Origin of the sequence: Pseudomonas sp. 28 E 9, assembly GCF_900004785.1 — a bacterium.
In the GTDB taxonomy this organism is placed as follows: domain Bacteria; phylum Pseudomonadota; class Gammaproteobacteria; order Pseudomonadales; family Pseudomonadaceae; genus Aquipseudomonas; species Aquipseudomonas orientalis_A.
The window spans coordinates 380,957-396,206 of sequence record NZ_CVTK01000047.1 but is presented as its reverse complement, the minus strand read 5'-3'; the positions used below and the strand labels follow the sequence as shown (position 1 = coordinate 396,206).

16 protein-coding genes, 1 tRNA gene and 2 pseudogenes are annotated in these 15,250 nt (G+C 57.6%); 15 read left to right on the top strand and 4 right to left on the bottom strand.

Features of this window, described 5'->3' with window-relative positions; all coding sequences use genetic code 11:
* Positions 1–3: 3 nt before the first annotated feature.
* Positions 4–210, bottom strand: coding sequence for a hypothetical protein (locus tag BFQ00_RS15745; RefSeq protein WP_065934047.1), 207 nt, complete (start codon positions 208–210; stop codon positions 4–6).
* Positions 211–366: 156 nt separating this feature from the next.
* Between BFQ00_RS15745 and BFQ00_RS15740 the strand changes: the two genes are divergently transcribed.
* Positions 367–675, top strand: a complete 309-nt coding sequence (locus tag BFQ00_RS15740) for a hypothetical protein (RefSeq protein ID WP_065892484.1) — start codon at positions 367–369, stop codon at positions 673–675.
* Between the two features lie 145 nt (positions 676–820).
* Positions 821–1,141, top strand: coding sequence for an I78 family peptidase inhibitor (locus BFQ00_RS15735; protein WP_065934046.1), 321 nt, complete (start codon positions 821–823; stop codon positions 1,139–1,141).
* A 72-nt stretch (positions 1,142–1,213) separates the two neighbouring features.
* Here BFQ00_RS15735 and BFQ00_RS15730 read toward each other — a convergent pair whose 3' ends face one another.
* Both BFQ00_RS15730 and BFQ00_RS15725 read right to left on the bottom strand, forming a co-directional pair.
* Positions 1,214–1,426 (bottom strand): cold-shock protein, encoded by a 213-nt coding sequence (locus tag BFQ00_RS15730; protein WP_003234260.1) that lies wholly within the window; start codon positions 1,424–1,426, stop codon positions 1,214–1,216.
* A gap of 289 nt (positions 1,427–1,715) precedes the next feature.
* Positions 1,716–2,030 carry a hypothetical protein gene (locus BFQ00_RS15725; RefSeq protein ID WP_083227377.1) on the bottom strand — a complete coding sequence of 105 codons (315 nt, stop codon included), beginning with the start codon at positions 2,028–2,030 and terminating at the stop codon, positions 1,716–1,718.
* A gap of 366 nt (positions 2,031–2,396) precedes the next feature.
* Here BFQ00_RS15725 and thrS point away from each other — a divergent pair, with 366 nt between their 5' ends.
* From thrS to BFQ00_RS29830, 10 genes and pseudogenes are all read left to right on the top strand, one after another.
* Complete coding sequence (gene thrS / locus BFQ00_RS15720; protein ID WP_065887180.1) at positions 2,397–4,319, top strand: threonine--tRNA ligase; 1,923 nt, start codon at positions 2,397–2,399, stop codon at positions 4,317–4,319.
* Complete coding sequence (gene infC / locus BFQ00_RS15715; RefSeq protein WP_170827566.1) at positions 4,319–4,870, top strand: translation initiation factor IF-3; 552 nt, start codon at positions 4,319–4,321, stop codon at positions 4,868–4,870. Before thrS ends, infC begins: the two co-directional genes overlap by 1 nt.
* 59 nt (positions 4,871–4,929) lie before the next feature.
* Positions 4,930–5,124: a 50S ribosomal protein L35 gene (rpmI, locus tag BFQ00_RS15710; RefSeq protein WP_002553160.1), complete on the top strand. Its 195-nt coding sequence runs from the start codon at positions 4,930–4,932 to the stop codon at positions 5,122–5,124.
* Between the two features lie 29 nt (positions 5,125–5,153).
* Positions 5,154–5,510 (top strand): 50S ribosomal protein L20, encoded by a 357-nt coding sequence (gene rplT, locus BFQ00_RS15705; RefSeq protein ID WP_003192488.1) that lies wholly within the window; start codon positions 5,154–5,156, stop codon positions 5,508–5,510.
* Positions 5,511–5,619: 109 nt separating this feature from the next.
* Complete coding sequence (gene pheS, locus BFQ00_RS15700) at positions 5,620–6,636, top strand: phenylalanine--tRNA ligase subunit alpha (protein ID WP_003192486.1); 1,017 nt, start codon at positions 5,620–5,622, stop codon at positions 6,634–6,636.
* A gap of 26 nt (positions 6,637–6,662) precedes the next feature.
* Positions 6,663–9,041 (top strand): phenylalanine--tRNA ligase subunit beta, encoded by a 2,379-nt coding sequence (pheT, locus tag BFQ00_RS15695; protein ID WP_065934045.1) that lies wholly within the window; start codon positions 6,663–6,665, stop codon positions 9,039–9,041.
* Between the two features lie 3 nt (positions 9,042–9,044).
* Entirely contained in the window at positions 9,045–9,347 is a 303-nt protein-coding gene (ihfA, locus tag BFQ00_RS15690; protein ID WP_002553164.1) for an integration host factor subunit alpha, read from the top strand.
* Positions 9,328–9,684 (top strand): MerR family transcriptional regulator, encoded by a 357-nt coding sequence (locus BFQ00_RS15685; RefSeq protein WP_003174972.1) that lies wholly within the window; start codon positions 9,328–9,330, stop codon positions 9,682–9,684. Before ihfA ends, BFQ00_RS15685 begins: the two co-directional genes overlap by 20 nt.
* 90 nt (positions 9,685–9,774) lie before the next feature.
* Positions 9,775–9,851 (top strand) — tRNA-Pro (locus BFQ00_RS15680).
* Positions 9,852–9,901: 50 nt separating this feature from the next.
* Positions 9,902–10,075, top strand: a pseudogene (locus BFQ00_RS29830) (SDR family NAD(P)-dependent oxidoreductase); the annotation flags it as partial.
* A 163-nt stretch (positions 10,076–10,238) separates the two neighbouring features.
* Here BFQ00_RS29830 and BFQ00_RS15670 read toward each other — a convergent pair.
* Positions 10,239–11,717 (bottom strand): trypsin-like serine peptidase, encoded by a 1,479-nt coding sequence (locus BFQ00_RS15670; RefSeq protein ID WP_065934043.1) that lies wholly within the window; start codon positions 11,715–11,717, stop codon positions 10,239–10,241.
* Between the two features lie 381 nt (positions 11,718–12,098).
* Between BFQ00_RS15670 and BFQ00_RS15665 the strand changes: the two genes are divergently transcribed.
* From BFQ00_RS15665 to BFQ00_RS30480, 3 genes and pseudogenes are all read left to right on the top strand, one after another.
* Positions 12,099–13,739 carry a methyl-accepting chemotaxis protein gene (locus tag BFQ00_RS15665; RefSeq protein ID WP_065887185.1) on the top strand — a complete coding sequence of 547 codons (1,641 nt, stop codon included), beginning with the start codon at positions 12,099–12,101 and terminating at the stop codon, positions 13,737–13,739.
* 147 nt (positions 13,740–13,886) lie between these two features.
* Positions 13,887–14,660, top strand: a pseudogene (locus BFQ00_RS30485) (PAS domain-containing protein); the annotation flags it as partial.
* Between the two features lie 102 nt (positions 14,661–14,762).
* Positions 14,763–15,200 (top strand): methyl-accepting chemotaxis protein, encoded by a 438-nt coding sequence (locus BFQ00_RS30480; RefSeq protein ID WP_244653295.1) that lies wholly within the window; start codon positions 14,763–14,765, stop codon positions 15,198–15,200.
* The last annotated feature ends 50 nt before the right edge of the window (positions 15,201–15,250 follow it).

Below are 15,250 nucleotides of genomic sequence, written 5' to 3'. Positions count from 1 at the left end.
TTCCTACTCGCGTTCCTGTGCACCCTCGTAATCGGTCGGGTATTTCTCGAATACCTGGCCGATGAAGGCGTGTGCGCCCTGGGTGCCGAGTTCCTTGACCAGCAGGTCGATCCCAATGATCGCCAACTCCTCCGCACTGCCGGGACTGTAGGAGCTTTGCCCCTGGGGCCATTTGGCTTTGATATCGGCTTGGAGCGTTACGGTGGTCATGGGAAATCTCGCGGGCTTTAGGTACTGGGCGATGCGCTGGCGTGCGGCTTGAGCGGGTGCAGTTAAGCATTTTACGCGGGGTTTGGCACTGCTACTTAGGCATGAGGGGAGGGGTGTGCGACACTGTCGGCCTGTTTATTGGCCGGGAAACACCGCGTGCAAATCGATTTGAACAAGCCTGAGAGTCTTACACTGGCCGCTGTGCGGCAACTGATTGCCAGTGCCAGTGACGATGAACATGCCCAGCTTCGGGTCACCAGGGCCGGTATCGCCTACATCTCTTCAGGAAAGGTTGTAGGCGGCGTAGATATCGATGGGCTGCTGTTTCGCTTGGAGACCTGGGCGAAGGGGTCGGGGTATGTAGGCAATGTGGCTGCCAGTGACGAGGTCTGGGTGACGCAGATTTTCAACGCGCTGAAGCAGAACTGGCCAGCGCCGTCGTCCGACTACATCGATATCTACTGAGCATGTTCATATCTGGTCACGATTGACTGGACGCTTGCCTGGCATGACTCAGGCAGACTTGCGGGTGAGGCGTTAACGTCTTGAAACCAATCGGTTGCATCGCTGTCGCACGATCTCTGTTCACTTTTTTATCATAGGAGGCTTCATGCCTTGGAAGCTCGCATCATTCGGTACTTTGTTGGCGGCGCTCGCGTTGGCGGGTTGCAGCACCCCGGGTGCCTCTGAGCCAGGCAAGGATGCCGGCGTGACCGACGCCGGTCATAGCCGCTGTGAGTCGAAGTCCGCCGAGTACACGATCGGCCAGAAAGCCTCGCCTCAACTGTTGGAGCAGGCGCGTACCCGTGCCGGTGCCCAGAATGCACGCATCCTCAAGCCCAACGACATGATTACATTGGAATATCGCTCCGACCGCTTGAACCTGAACACCGACGATAATCTGGTGATCACGCGGGTCAATTGCGGCTGATAGCCTGCGGCTTTTGCAGCGCCCATAAAAAACCCCGTCACATGGACGGGGTTTTTTTTAGCTCAGCGGAGATTACTCGCCGCGAACCTGTGCAGCTTGCATACCCTTTTGGCCTTTCTCAGCCACGAAGGAAACGGTTTGGCCTTCTTTCAGGCTTTTGAAACCGTCGCTTTCGATAGCTTTGAAGTGTACGAACAGGTCGTCACCGCCACCTTGAGGAGTGATGAAGCCGAAGCCTTTTTCATCGTTGAACCATTTAACGGTGCCGGTTTGGCGATTAGACATGGTGTATCTCCAAGAAACATATATTTTCAGTAGTGCTGTGCTGCTCAGGCCAACTGGGCACACAGGGCTATCATAGTCGAAATGTTCGGCTTGGGAGCCCCCCCAAGGCATTGTTTGCTAATCAATCGCGTTGCGTTTAGTCGAGTATCCGGCGGAGAGCCCCGTTCTACGGGGCTTTGCGGCGAAATATCAGCTGTTAAAAAAAGCCGTAAAAGCTACGTAATTTGTGAGAAATAGCAGTTTTCAGGCTGTTTTTTTGGCAAAACGGACGTCTGATCAGCAGACGTTCTTACTTTTTCTTGACGACTTTGCAGGACGAAATAGCCGCGACTGCCTTGTTCTTCAGCTCCGGGCTGGCGTTCTGGTTGGTCATCAGCTCTTTGATTTCCGCAGTGCTCAATTCGGCGTTGATCTTGTTGGCGCCACATTCGCAATGAGCTTTGGCGGTTTTGGCGTCCACGTTCTGGCTGGCCGCAGCGCTGCAGTCTTTGACGAACGCGTCACGGGCGCCGTCTGGCCAGTTCGATGGCGCCGCGGCTTGCGCGCCGAGCGAAAGGAATGCCAGGGAAGCGGCGAGGGCGAGGGTCGAGGTAAAACGCATCATGGGATGCTCCTTTGGGTCGAGGACGAACGGCGATTCTCGGGGTGTTTGAGGCGTGACGTACAGCTCAAGTTCACTTTTGCGGCCCTAAAGCATGGAATTTGCCTTTACCCCGGTCGTGGCGGCGCGATGACCGTTCATCTGTGCTAGCATCGTGAGCTTGGCTTTTTCCAGGCGTGCCATTTGCCGCCTTGCCGGGGCTCTTTTTTGTTCACTCCAGTCACTCTGGTTCGATTATCGGTTGGCCGAAAGGCTCCTGCCGCTGTAAGGCAGGCGTTCAGCATTGAACGGCCTGGTGTTGGATCTTGTACTGGCTCATCCCAACCCACGTGACCTTTGGTAGGGGTCACCACTAGGAGAGGAGGCGCCATGCCAACTATTACTCTACCCGACGGCAGTCAACGTTCATTCGATCATCCGGTTTCCGTAGCCGAGGTCGCCGCATCCATTGGTGCCGGCCTCGCCAAGGCCACCGTGGCCGGCAAGGTCGACGGCAAGCTGGTCGATGCCAGTGACCTGATCACCTCCGACGCCAGCCTGCAGATCATCACGCCCAAGGATCAAGAGGGGCTCGAGATTATTCGCCACTCTTGCGCGCACCTGATCGGCCATGCGGTCAAGCAGCTGTACCCAACCGCCAGGATGGTGATCGGCCCGGTAATCGAAGAAGGCTTCTATTACGACATCGCCTACGAGCGTCCTTTCACTCCGGACGACCTGGCGGCCATCGAGCAGCGCATGCACGCGCTGATCGAAAAAGATTACGACGTCATCAAGAAGGTCACCCCGCGCGCCGAAGTGATCGACGTGTTTACCGCCCGTGGCGAAGACTACAAGCTGCGCCTGGTGGAAGACATGCCGGACGAGCAGGCCATGGGTCTGTACTACCACGAAGAATATGTGGACATGTGCCGTGGCCCGCACGTGCCGAACACGCGCTTTCTCAAGTCGTTCAAGCTGACCAAGTTGTCCGGCGCCTACTGGCGCGGCGACGCGAAGAACGAGCAACTGCAACGCATCTACGGCACCGCCTGGGCCGACAAAAAGCAGCTGGCCGCCTACATCCAGCGCATCGAGGAAGCCGAGAAACGCGACCACCGCAAGATCGGCAAGCGCCTGAACCTGTTCCATCTCCAGGAAGAAGCGCCGGGCATGGTGTTCTGGCATCCGAACGGCTGGACCCTGTACCAGGTGCTCGAACAGTACATGCGCAAGGTTCAGCGCGAAAACGGTTATCTCGAGATCAAGACCCCGCAGGTCGTCGATCGCAGCCTGTGGGAGAAATCCGGGCACTGGGCCAACTACGCCGACAACATGTTCACCACCCAGTCGGAAAACCGCGACTACGCCATCAAGCCGATGAACTGCCCTTGCCACGTGCAGGTGTTCAATCAAGGCCTGAAGAGCTACCGCGAGTTGCCGATGCGCCTGGCCGAGTTCGGTGCCTGCCACCGCAACGAGCCATCGGGTGCGCTGCACGGCATCATGCGTGTGCGCGGCTTTACCCAGGACGACGCCCATATTTTCTGCACCGAAGAGCAGATGCAGGCTGAATCGGCCGCGTTCATCAAGCTGACCATGGACGTTTACCGCGATTTCGGCTTCACCGAAGTCGAGATGAAGCTGTCCACTCGTCCGGAAAAACGCGTCGGCTCCGACGAACTCTGGGATCGCGCCGAAGCTGCACTGGCCGCCGCACTCGACAGCGCGGGCCTTGCGTACGACCTGCAGCCGGGCGAGGGCGCGTTCTACGGTCCCAAGATCGAGTTCTCGCTGAAAGATTGCCTTGGCCGTGTCTGGCAGTGTGGTACCCTGCAGCTCGATTTTAACCTGCCGATCCGTCTGGGAGCCGAATACGTCTCCGAAGACAACAGCCGTAAACACCCGGTTATGCTGCACCGGGCGATCCTCGGCTCGTTCGAACGGTTCGTCGGCATCCTGATCGAGCACTACGAGGGCGCGTTCCCGGCGTGGCTGGCTCCGACCCAGGCAGTGATCATGAATATCACTGATAAACAGGCAGATTTTGCCGCTGAAGTTGAAAAAACACTCAACGAAAGCGGATTTCGTGCCAAGTCCGACTTGAGAAATGAAAAGATCGGCTTTAAAATCCGTGAGCATACTTTGCTCAAGGTTCCCTATCTTTTGGTTATCGGAGATCGGGAAGTCGAGATGCAGACTGTCGCTGTGCGTACTCGTGAAGGTGCTGACCTGGGCTCGATGCCCGTCGCCCAGTTCGCTGAGTTCCTCGCGCAAGCGGTTTCCCGGCGTGGTCGCCCAGATTCGGAGTAATTACTATTAAGCGTGAAATGAGACAAGATAAACGAGCTGCACCGAAAGCCCCGATCAACGAGAATATCTCGGCACGCGAGGTTCGGTTAATTGGGGCTGAAGGTGAGCAGCTTGGGATTGTGTCAATTGAAGACGCGCTTCTTAAGGCTGAAGAAGCCAAGCTCGATTTGGTGGAAATTTCCGCCGATGCTGTACCACCTGTCTGCAAGCTGATGGACTACGGCAAATCGATCTTCGAGAAGAAGAAGCAGGTTGCCGCAGCCAAGAAAAACCAGAAGCAGATCCAGGTTAAAGAAATCAAGTTTCGTCCAGGGACGGAGGAAGGGGATTACCAGGTAAAACTGCGCAACCTGGTACGTTTCCTGAGTGATGGGGACAGGGCCAAGGTATCCTTGCGATTCCGCGGCCGTGAGATGGCCCACCAGGAGCTGGGGATGGAACTCCTCAAGCGGGTTGAAGCTGACCTGCTCGAGTACGGTTCGGTCGAACAGCATCCTAAGATGGAAGGACGCCAGCTGATCATGGTCATCGCCCCGAAAAAGAAGAAGTAATCAACAGGGCACGGCAGGCCTTCTGATTATGTTTATCAACTGAATGCGGAGTACCGAACATGCCAAAGATGAAAACTAAAAGTGGTGCTGCTAAGCGGTTTCTGAAAACTGCTAACGGCATCAAGCACAAGCACGCTTTCAAGAGCCACATCCTGACCAAAATGTCGACCAAGCGTAAGCGTCAACTGCGCGGTAGCAGCTTGCTGCATCCGTCTGACGTGGCAAAAGTCGAGCGCATGCTGCGCCTTCGTTAATTTTGGTTCAAGAATAGAGGAAGTAACTCATGGCTCGTGTTAAGCGTGGCGTCATGGCCCGTAAGCGTCACAAAAAAATTCTGAAACTTGCTAAAGGCTACTACGGCGCGCGTTCACGCGTATTCCGTGTTGCCAAGCAAGCGGTAATCAAGGCAGGCCAATACGCCTACCGTGACCGTCGTCAGAAAAAACGTCAGTTCCGCGCTCTGTGGATCGCTCGTATCAACGCTGGTGCACGTGTTAACGGTCTGTCCTACAGCCGTTTCATCGCTGGCCTGAAGAAAGCGTCCATCGAAATCGACCGTAAGGTTCTGGCTGAACTGGCCGTGAACGAAAAAGCGGTGTTTGCTGCGATTGTCGAGAAAGCTAAAGCCTCCTTGGCTTAAGTACCCCCGACAGTCACCCTGGGTTACTCCTGTAGCCCAGGGTGGTAAACGTCATAAATAGGGGAAGAGCCTTCAAGCTCTTCCCCTATTTTGTATCTGGAGTCTGTACATGGAAAACCTGGACGCGCTCGTCGCCCAAGCCCTTGAGGCTGTGCAAAGCGCTGAAGATGTAAATGCCCTGGAGCAAATCCGGGTTCACTACCTTGGTAAAAAGGGTGAATTGACTCAGGTGATGAAGACCCTGGGGAATTTGCCGGCTGAGGAGCGTCCGCAGGTCGGCGCGCTGATCAACGTTGCCAAGGAGCGCGTCACCGAGGTTCTCAATGCGCGCAAGGCGTCGCTCGAGGAGGCCGATCTTGCGGCCAAGCTCGCCGCCGAGTCCATTGACGTAACCTTGCCTGGCCGTGGCCAGGCGTCGGGCGGTCTGCATCCGATCACCCGGACTCTGGAACGTATCGAGCAGTTCTTTACCCATATCGGCTACGGCATTGCCGAAGGCCCCGAGGTTGAAGACGACTATCACAACTTCGAGGCGCTCAACATCCCAGGCCATCACCCGGCCCGGTCGATGCACGACACCTTCTATTTCAACGCAAACATGTTGTTGCGCACCCATACCTCGCCGGTACAGGTCCGCACCATGGAAGCGAACAAGCCGCCGATCCGCATCGTCTGCCCGGGCCGTGTGTACCGTAGCGACTCCGATATCACCCATTCGCCGATGTTCCACCAGGTCGAAGGCCTGCTGGTGGATCGCGATATCAATTTCGCCGACCTCAAAGGCACCATCGAAGAATTCCTGCGGGTGTTCTTCGAGAAAGAGCTGGCGGTGCGTTTCCGTCCATCCTTCTTCCCGTTCACCGAACCATCGGCTGAAGTCGATATGGAATGCGTGATGTGCAGCGGCAAAGGCTGCCGCGTCTGCAAGCAGACCGGCTGGCTGGAAGTGATGGGTTGCGGCATGGTCCACCCTAACGTGCTGCGCATGTCCGGGATCGACCCGGAAGAGTTTTCGGGCTTTGCCTTCGGCATGGGCGTTGAGCGTCTGGCCATGCTGCGTTACGGCGTGAACGACTTGCGTCTGTTCTTCGACAACGACTTGCGGTTCCTCGCGCAATTTCGCTAGTCGTAACGAATCTTTAGGAGAGCAGGATGAAATTCAGTGAACAATGGCTGCGCGGCTGGGTAAGCCCGCAGGTGGATCGCGACGCGCTGGTTGCGCGTCTGTCGATGGCCGGTCTTGAGGTCGATAGCGTCACCCCGGCCGCCGGTGTATTCAGTGGCGTGGTGGTAGGCGAGGTGCTGAGCACCGAGCAGCACCCGGATGCCGACAAATTGCGTGTGTGCCAGGTCAGTAACGGCGCAGAGACCTTCCAGGTCGTGTGCGGAGCGCCCAACGTGCGCCCGGGCCTGAAGATCCCGTTCGCCATGATCGGTGCCGAACTGCCGGGCGACTTCAAGATCAAGAAGGCCAAGCTGCGCGGCGTCGAGTCCAACGGCATGCTGTGCTCCCAGGCTGAGCTGCAGGTGGGCGAGGGCAACGACGGCTTGATGGAACTGCCGGCCGATGCGCCGGTGGGCCAGGACATTCGTGTTTACCTGGAATTGGAAGACGCCAGCATCGAGGTCGACCTGACCCCGAACCGTGGCGACTGCCTGTCCCTGGCCGGCCTGGCCCGTGAAGTGGGTGCGCTGTACAACGTGCCCGTCACCCGTCCAGTGGTTGCCAGTGTGCCAGCCGTGCACGACGAAGTGCGCTCGATTGAAGTGTCGGCGCCAAACGCCTGCCCACGTTACCTGGGTCGCGTGATCCGTAACGTCGACCTGTCCAGGCCAACCCCGCTGTGGATGGTTGAACGCCTGCGCCGCGCTGATGTGCGCAGCATCGACGCGGCCGTCGACATCACCAACTATGTGATGTTGGAGCTGGGCCAGCCGCTGCACGCGTTTGACCTTGCCGAAATCCAAGGCGGCATCCGCGTGCGTATGGCAGAGGAAGGCGAGAAGCTGGTACTGCTCGACGGCCAGGAAGTCAGCCTGCGCGCCGACACCCTGGTCATTGCCGACCACTCCCGCGCCTTGGCGATTGCCGGCGTGATGGGTGGCGAGCACAGCGGCGTCTCCGCGACCACGCGTGACGTATTCCTTGAAAGCGCGTTCTTCGACCAGATCGCCATCGCCGGCAAGGCCCGTTCGTACGGCCTGCACACCGATGCATCGCACCGCTATGAGCGTGGCGTGGACTGGCAGCTGGCCCGTGAAGCCATGGAGCGCGCCACTGGCCTGCTGCTGGACATCACCGGTGGCGAAGCCGGTCCGATCACCGAGAGGGTCAACGAGCAGTACCTGCCGTCCATTGCGCCCATCACCCTGCGTGCCAAAAGCGTCGAGCAAATGCTCGGCCTGGTGATTGAGCCTGCCGAGATCGAGCAACTGCTGTCGGCCCTCGGCCTCTCCATCTCTGCGGGTGGGGAAGGGCAGTGGCACGTTGAAGTGCCAAGCCATCGCTTCGATATCAGTCTGGAAGTCGACCTGATCGAAGAACTGGCTCGCCTGTACGGCTACAACCGTCTGCCGGTGCGCTACCCGCAAGCGCGCCTTGCGCCACAACCGAAGGCCGAGGCGCGTGCGCACCTGCCTGAGTTGCGTCGCCTGCTGGTGGCTCGTGGTTATCAGGAAGCGGTGACCTACAGCTTCATCGATCCAAAGCAATTCGAGCTGTTCAACCCGGGCGTCGAGCCGCTGTTGCTGGCCAATCCGATCTCCAATGACATGGCGGCCATGCGCTCGTCACTGTGGCCAGGCCTGGTCAAGGCGCTGTCTCACAACCTGAACCGTCAGCAGGATCGCGTGCGCATGTTCGAAAGCGGCCTGCGTTTCGTCGGTCAACTCGATGGCCTGAAGCAAGAGCCGATGCTGGCCGGTGTGGTCTGCGGCAGCCGCCTGCCGGAAGGCTGGGCACAGGGCCGCGACGCCGTGGACTTCTTTGACGTCAAGGCCGACGTGGAAGCCGTGCTGGGCTTTGCCGGTGCGCTGGACGCGTTCACGTTCCTGCCTGGCAAACACCCGGCGCTGCACCCAGGCCAGACCGCGCGCATCGAGCGCGAGGGTCGCTTGGTCGGCTTTGTCGGCGCCATTCACCCGGAACTGTCGAAAACCCTGGGTCTGGACCGTCCAGTCTTCGTTTTTGAACTGGTCCTGGCTGAAGTTGCGTCGGGCAAGATGCCGAAATTCAGCGAGTTGTCGCGCTTCCCTGAAGTGCGTCGTGACCTGGCCCTGATCGCCGATCGTGAAGTCGCCGCCACTGCCGTTCTGGAAGTAATTCGAGAAAATGCAGGGGAATGGCTGACGGACCTCAGGCTATTTGACGTCTATCAGGGTAAAGGCATTGATCCGCATAGAAAAAGCCTTGCAGTTGGCTTGACCTGGCAGCATCCATCGCGCACTCTTAATGACGATGAGGTGAATACCACGACACAAAATATCCTCACCTCGCTCGAACAAAGGTTGAACGCCACGTTAAGGAAGTGACGTATGGGGGCTTTGACGAAAGCTGAGATGGCGGAACGTCTGTACGAAGAGTTGGGTCTGAACAAGCGTGAGGCCAAGGAATTGGTCGAGCTGTTTTTTGAAGAGATCAGGCACGCTCTGGAAGACAACGAGCAGGTCAAATTGTCCGGTTTCGGCAATTTTGACCTGCGGGACAAACGCCAGCGGCCTGGCCGCAATCCAAAAACGGGAGAAGAAATCCCGATCACGGCTCGCCGTGTGGTCACCTTTCGTCCAGGGCAGAAGTTGAAGGCCCGAGTTGAGGCTTATGCTGGAACCAAGTCATAACGACGAACTACCCGTCATCCCGGGCAAACGCTACTTCACCATCGGTGAAGTCAGCGAGCTGTGTGCGGTAAAACCGCACGTGCTGCGCTATTGGGAGCAGGAGTTTCCTCAACTCAACCCCGTCAAACGCACCGGGAACCGTCGGTATTATCAGCGCCAGGATGTGCTGATGATCCGACAGATCCGCGCGTTGCTGTACGACCAGGGGTTCACCATCAGCGGCGCGCGCCAGCGCATGTCCGGTGATGAAGCCAAAGACGACACCACCCAATACAAGCAACTGATCCGCCAGATGATCTCCGAACTCGAAGATGTGCTGGTGGTGTTGAAAAAGTGATTCAGGCTTTTAAAATACTTCCACATTTCAAAAGCTTGCGGTATATTCCGATTCGCTTCGCTAAGAAGCAAACCCAGTAACACGCCTAGTCGGGGCGTAGCGCAGTCCGGTAGCGCACTAGCATGGGGTGCTAGGGGTCGAGTGTTCGAATCACTCCGTCCCGACCATTATTCCTGATTAAAATCAGACACTAAGCCGATCAGCTAGATCGGCTTTTTTGTGCCCGCGTAAAACCTGCGCAAAACTATCTACCGGCGGCGCTACCGGTATCGGCCTTGCCGCAGCAAAACGCTTTATCGAGGAGGGAGCCTTCGTATTCATCTTCGGCCGCCGCCAGGACGCGCTTGACGCCGCCGTGGCCGACCTCGATCGACTCTACGCGGCGGTGAAGGGCGGCGCGGCAGCCGCGTTTCTCGCGTCGCAGGACAGCAGCTTTATGACCGCCAGTGAGGTTGCCGTCGACGGCGGTCTGGCACAAATCTGATTCGCTACGCCCGGGCGGTCACTCAGTGTCGTCGCGCAAGCTTTTACGGGGGCAAGACGGGTCAAAGGCTTCAACCATCCGTTGCACCTTTGATCACGTCCGTACGAATGGCCGACGGTTGCCCGGCGCTGTTACGCGCATAGCTGCATAGCGTGATGGGCAGCTCGGCTATATCAAGAAAAATGCCATCGATGGCCAGGGTGTAGCGATCGTCGTCAATATCGCCACAGAGGGTGCTGATCGCCGGGTTCACGCTGTAGTAGTAATGCCGGTTGAAACCGTTGTGCTGGTTTTCCCAGGCGATGTGATAGCGGTGCTTGAGCTGCGGGGCCGGTGCCGGGTTGGTCAGGAATACCGAATGGGTGAACACATTGCGCAGCAGTGCTTCGGTCAGCGGCTGCTCGGCCTTTGGCACCCCGAGTATGCATAGCACATGCGGCCCCAGCGATGGGCCGATGGGCTGGTCGATATAGGCCTCGTCAGAGCCGGCAGCAACTTGGTAGCCGTGCGTGCGTGAGCAATCGGTGATGTCATTCACGGTCTTGAATCGGTAGAACGGCTCCTGGATCGAGAACCTCAGGTTCCAGGTGGGACGGGTAATTTGGTCGGCGGCGTCACGTTGCAAGTGCACATACGGTTTCAGATTCCACGGCTCGTCCAGCGTGATGTCAACGGCCTTGAGTTGGCAGGTTGGGGTGTCGTTACGGAAAACACCGTCTACAAAGCAGTAGTACACATCGTTGGCGGGATAGCTGTAATTGAATTTGGCCGCTTCGCACGCCGAGTTGTTCTGGCAACTGTTGAGAATGTCCTTTTGAATGGCAGACGCGACCTTGCTGATGATGCTGGTGATTTCATTGGTGTTGCGGTCCAGCATCGGGCTGCCGGAGCTGCCCGGGCGCAGACCGTTGCAGCGGTTGTGCAAGGCGCCGGGAAACACGCCGGGGTGTTCGGCAAAACTGTTGAGGGGCGACTCCACGCAGACACTCATGCGCAGGCCCTTTTTCAGAAAACCGGTTGGCGCGCCCACGTTGATCACTTCTCGATCCGATGCCTGACGATGAGAGGCCAGCTTGAGTGGCATGATCGCGCTGGCCACCAGCACGGCCAGTGACGTATCCAGTTCGAGTACGGCCAGGTCAGTGCCCGCCATGCTGCTCCAATGTGCTGTCTTGACGGCGTAAGTGGCATGCCGTTCGGGGGTGTCATGAAAGTAATTGAAGGTCACATCGGCGTTGAACGCCTGGCGGATGCGCGCTGTACCGTAGCTGTAGAACACACAATGCCCGCTGGTCAGCACATACGCCGGGCCGACGGCCTTACCCCGGCGATTGCGCGTGTCCAGCAGAACGGCATTGCAGGTCTGGCCCAAGGCGTTTTTCAGTGAGCCGATGCCGGTCCATTGCGGGTACCGTTGGTTTTTATTTTCAAGTGCCACCGAGGGTGACTGTTCGGTAAGGCCCTCGGCGAGGTCTCTGGCGTGGCCAGGCCAGACAGTGCTCAGCAATAGGACATACAGAAAGGCGCAAGCGATGTGAGTCGGTGCCATAAGGGGCCTCGGCAAGGAAGTCATTGATTGGCTGAAACTACCCAATCAGGCCAAGGCCGGTGACATACAGGGCTATTGCGTGAGCCCTTGGCGGGAGCCTCAGTCGCCGTTTTTCTCAGGTTCCGAGCGATGGCCAGCTGACCCGCTGGTCCGGGCATTGATGTCGGTGAAGATGGCGGGCGTCGGTCTTGGCTGACTTACGGATTTGTTTTATCCACGCTCGCGTGATAGCACTGAGCTATCAATGCAGTGCGTAATACTCAATGGATTGGTTATCCGGCATCGACGTATCTTCAACCCACCCAGCGTGATTGGCTCACCGCGCCCCTCGCGTCATCCGCATCAATCCAGTCCCGTGACGGGCATATTTCAGAGTAAGCCATGAAGAAAACGCTTTCGTTGGCCACACGCATAGGGCTGAGTTTCGCAGCCATCCTGGCGCTTCTGACGATGATCACAGCCATCGGCATTCAGCGCGTTGCCTTTATCGATGCCACGTTGGGCGACGTCGGTGAAAATGCGGCAAAGGTGCAGCGCTACGCCATCAACTTTCGTGGCAGCGTGCATAACCGCGCCATTGCTATCCGGGATGCGGTGCTGGTGACCAGCGACCCTGATCTGGACACATACTTGTCGCAGATCAAAGCCCTGGAGCAAGCCTACGCCGACTCGGCGGCGCCGATGGATCAGTTGTTCACACGCGCAAGCGTGACGGGCGAAGAGCTTCGACTGTTGACCGCAATCAAGGAGATTGAACAACAAACCCTCGCATCCACCCAGGCGGTCATTTCACTGCGCCGAGCGGGGGACATTCCCGCAGCCCAGGCGTTGCTGATGCGTCAAACGTCTTTGGATTACAGCGAGTGGTTAAAGCGCGTGAATGCGCTGATTGACTATGAAGAGGCATCCATCAAGGCCAAGCTCGGCGCGGTGCAGGAAACGGCCAGCCAGTTCAGTACCCTGATGCTGATCGCGACCGGTATTGCCCTGCTGCTGAGCGTCACGTTATCGGCGGTGATTATTCGCTTCGTTAAATCGACATTGGGCGCGGAGCCCACTGAGGTGGCATTGGCCATTGAGCGTCTGGCGGCGGGTGATCTGAACCAGACGATTTCCACTGATTACCCCAAGAGCGTGATGGGGGTGCTCAAGGACGCGCTTGTGCACTTGGCGCAGACTATTCAACAAGTGCGCGGGGCAGCCCAGGAGGTCAATCATTCCTCCATCCAATTGTCGGCCACCTCGTCAACCAACAATGACCAGATCAACCTGCAAACCCATGAAGCCGAGCAGGTGGCTACAGCCATCACGCAAATGGCCGCGACGGTCAGCGAAGTATCCGGCTATGCCGCGCAGGCGGCTGATGCTTCCCGCCTGGCCGACATCGAAGTGGAAAACGGTAATCGGTTGGTTGCCAGCACTGCCGTTGCCATTGAGCAACTGGCAATAATGCTGGATCAAACCACGGGTACCGTAAATCAGGTATCCAAATACAGTGAAAATATCGGGTCAGTGATCGATGTCATCAACTCCATCGCCTCTCAAACCAACCTGCTGGCGCTGAACGCTGCTATTGAAGCGGCGAGGGCAGGAGAACATGGGCGCGGATTTGCGGTGGTCGCTGATGAAGTGCGCTCGCTGGCCAACCGTACCCAGCAGTCCACCGAGGAAATTCGGGAGATGATCAGCACGCTGCAATTGGGGACGGAAGCCGCCTCGCAAACCATGCGCAACAGTTGCGAGCTGGCAAGCCAAACCGTCACACAAACCCGCAGCGCGCAGAGTGCGCTGGCCAGGATCAGCGAGCAGGTTGGCGCCATCAGTCATATGAATGCCCAGATTGCCAGCGCTTCCGTACAGCAGAGTGGCGTGGCTGATGATGTCGCTCAAAACATCAACCGTATTCATGGCTCCACCGTGCAATCAGCCACCGGTTCGCATCAGGTTGCAACCGCTAGCATGGAACTCTCGCAGCTGGCGGATCGCCTTACGGCGAAAGTGGCTTTCTTCACGGCCGCTTAGGGCGCCAGGTTGGCGCAGGACGGCGTCTTTGACACGTCGGGGGCGCAGGTCGGTACTTTAACGTCCCATCATTTATCTGCGTCGAACCGCCTCAATATCATGCAGGCGGTGCCGATAGACTTGTTATGACCCTATAGGCGGTTTTCCATGTTCAATACCAAACTCAAGAACCAGCTTCACGCTCAGACGGCAGAGCTGCTGGAGCTGCGCCAACTGCGCGATGGCCTGAACCGCGAAATGCTGACGATGAGTATCGACCCGGCATTCAAAATTATCGCCTGCAACGAACATTTCGCAGGCGCCTTGGGCTACGACCAGGATCGACTCCTGGGTCGCGCCATGGCTGATGTTGTTCCGCAGTACGTCTCCAAGCTCCCATGCTTTCATAACTTTCGAGCAGCGGTAGCGGCGGGCAAGTCCATCTCTGATGAATACCGATACCTGCACGCCGATGGTTCCCTGGTGTGGCTTCACGCACATTGGCAACCTGTAAAGGATGAAAATGGCAAGTTGAGCCATGTGACCTGCCATGCCACGAACATCACTTCGCGCGTGGAACAAGCGTCGGAAAACACATCCTTTATCGATGCATTACTTCGTTCGACGGCCGTGATCGAATTCGATCTTTCCGGGCATGTACTCATGGCCAATGAGCAGTTCTTGAAAGCGATGGGCTACAACCTGAGCCAGGCAAAGGGCAGTCACCACCGTATTTTCTGCAGGCCGGATGAAGCGTCGTCGCAGAAATACAAAGAGTTCTGGTCTACCTTGAATAAGGGTGAGTTTGTCGCCGGGCGATTTGAGCGTGTTGACAGCAGCGGTAGGACGGTATGGCTGGAAGCGACCTATAACCCGGTCTATGACACCGAAGGAACGCTCTGCAAGGTCGTCAAGTTTGCGACGGTTATCACCGACCAGGTTGCCCGTGAACAGGACGTCAGTGAAGCAGCCCAAACGGCATTTGAGATCTCCCAACAGACCGATGTAACTGCTCAGCGCGGAGCCGTCGTAGTCAACGATACGATGCACACCATGCGTAAAGTCGCGGGTGATATGCAGGCGGCCTCCGGCGGGGTAGAGGCGCTCGGCAAGCAGTCGTTGTTGATCAGCTCGATCATTCAGACGATCAGCAGCATTGCGCAGCAAACCAACTTGCTGGCATTGAATGCGGCGATTGAAGCTGCTCGCGCAGGTGAGCAGGGGCGAGGCTTCGCTGTGGTAGCCGATGAAGTTCGACAACTGGCCGGCCGCACCAGTACCGCGACTGAAGAAATCGCATCGGTTGTGTTGCAGAACCAGAAGCTGGTGGAACAAACCGTGGCCGAGATGGCAAACAGTAAGTCCCAGGCGGAGCAAGGCCTTGAACTTGCCACGCAGGCAGGCCAGGTCATTGTTGAAATTCAGGATGGCGCCAAGAGAGTCGTCGAGGCGGTGGGCAGGTTCGCGACTCAAGTGGCTTAGGTCGCGCAGGAATCGTCGGACGCACTGCGGATGCATTCGACGTCGAACAA

Bases quoted from the DNA above. Each gene is read 5' to 3' on its own strand.
- BFQ00_RS15745 (WP_065934047.1), bottom strand. From the start codon at position 210: ATGACCACCGTAACGCTCCAAGCCGATATCAAAGCCAAATGGCCCCAG.
- BFQ00_RS15735 (WP_065934046.1), top strand. From the start codon at position 821: ATGCCTTGGAAGCTCGCATCATTCGGTACTTTGTTGGCGGCGCTCGCG.
- BFQ00_RS15730 (WP_003234260.1), bottom strand. From the start codon at position 1,426: ATGTCTAATCGCCAAACCGGCACCGTTAAATGGTTCAACGATGAAAAA.
- BFQ00_RS15725 (WP_083227377.1), bottom strand. From the start codon at position 2,030: ATGATGCGTTTTACCTCGACCCTCGCCCTCGCCGCTTCCCTGGCATTC.
- thrS (WP_065887180.1), top strand. From the start codon at position 2,397: ATGCCAACTATTACTCTACCCGACGGCAGTCAACGTTCATTCGATCAT.
- rpmI (WP_002553160.1), top strand. From the start codon at position 4,930: ATGCCAAAGATGAAAACTAAAAGTGGTGCTGCTAAGCGGTTTCTGAAA.
- rplT (WP_003192488.1), top strand. From the start codon at position 5,154: ATGGCTCGTGTTAAGCGTGGCGTCATGGCCCGTAAGCGTCACAAAAAA.
- pheS (WP_003192486.1), top strand. From the start codon at position 5,620: ATGGAAAACCTGGACGCGCTCGTCGCCCAAGCCCTTGAGGCTGTGCAA.
- pheT (WP_065934045.1), top strand. From the start codon at position 6,663: ATGAAATTCAGTGAACAATGGCTGCGCGGCTGGGTAAGCCCGCAGGTG.
- ihfA (WP_002553164.1), top strand. From the start codon at position 9,045: ATGGGGGCTTTGACGAAAGCTGAGATGGCGGAACGTCTGTACGAAGAG.
- BFQ00_RS15685 (WP_003174972.1), top strand. From the start codon at position 9,328: ATGCTGGAACCAAGTCATAACGACGAACTACCCGTCATCCCGGGCAAA.
- BFQ00_RS15670 (WP_065934043.1), bottom strand. From the start codon at position 11,717: ATGGCACCGACTCACATCGCTTGCGCCTTTCTGTATGTCCTATTGCTG.
- BFQ00_RS15665 (WP_065887185.1), top strand. From the start codon at position 12,099: ATGAAGAAAACGCTTTCGTTGGCCACACGCATAGGGCTGAGTTTCGCA.
- BFQ00_RS30480 (WP_244653295.1), top strand. From the start codon at position 14,763: ATGCACACCATGCGTAAAGTCGCGGGTGATATGCAGGCGGCCTCCGGC.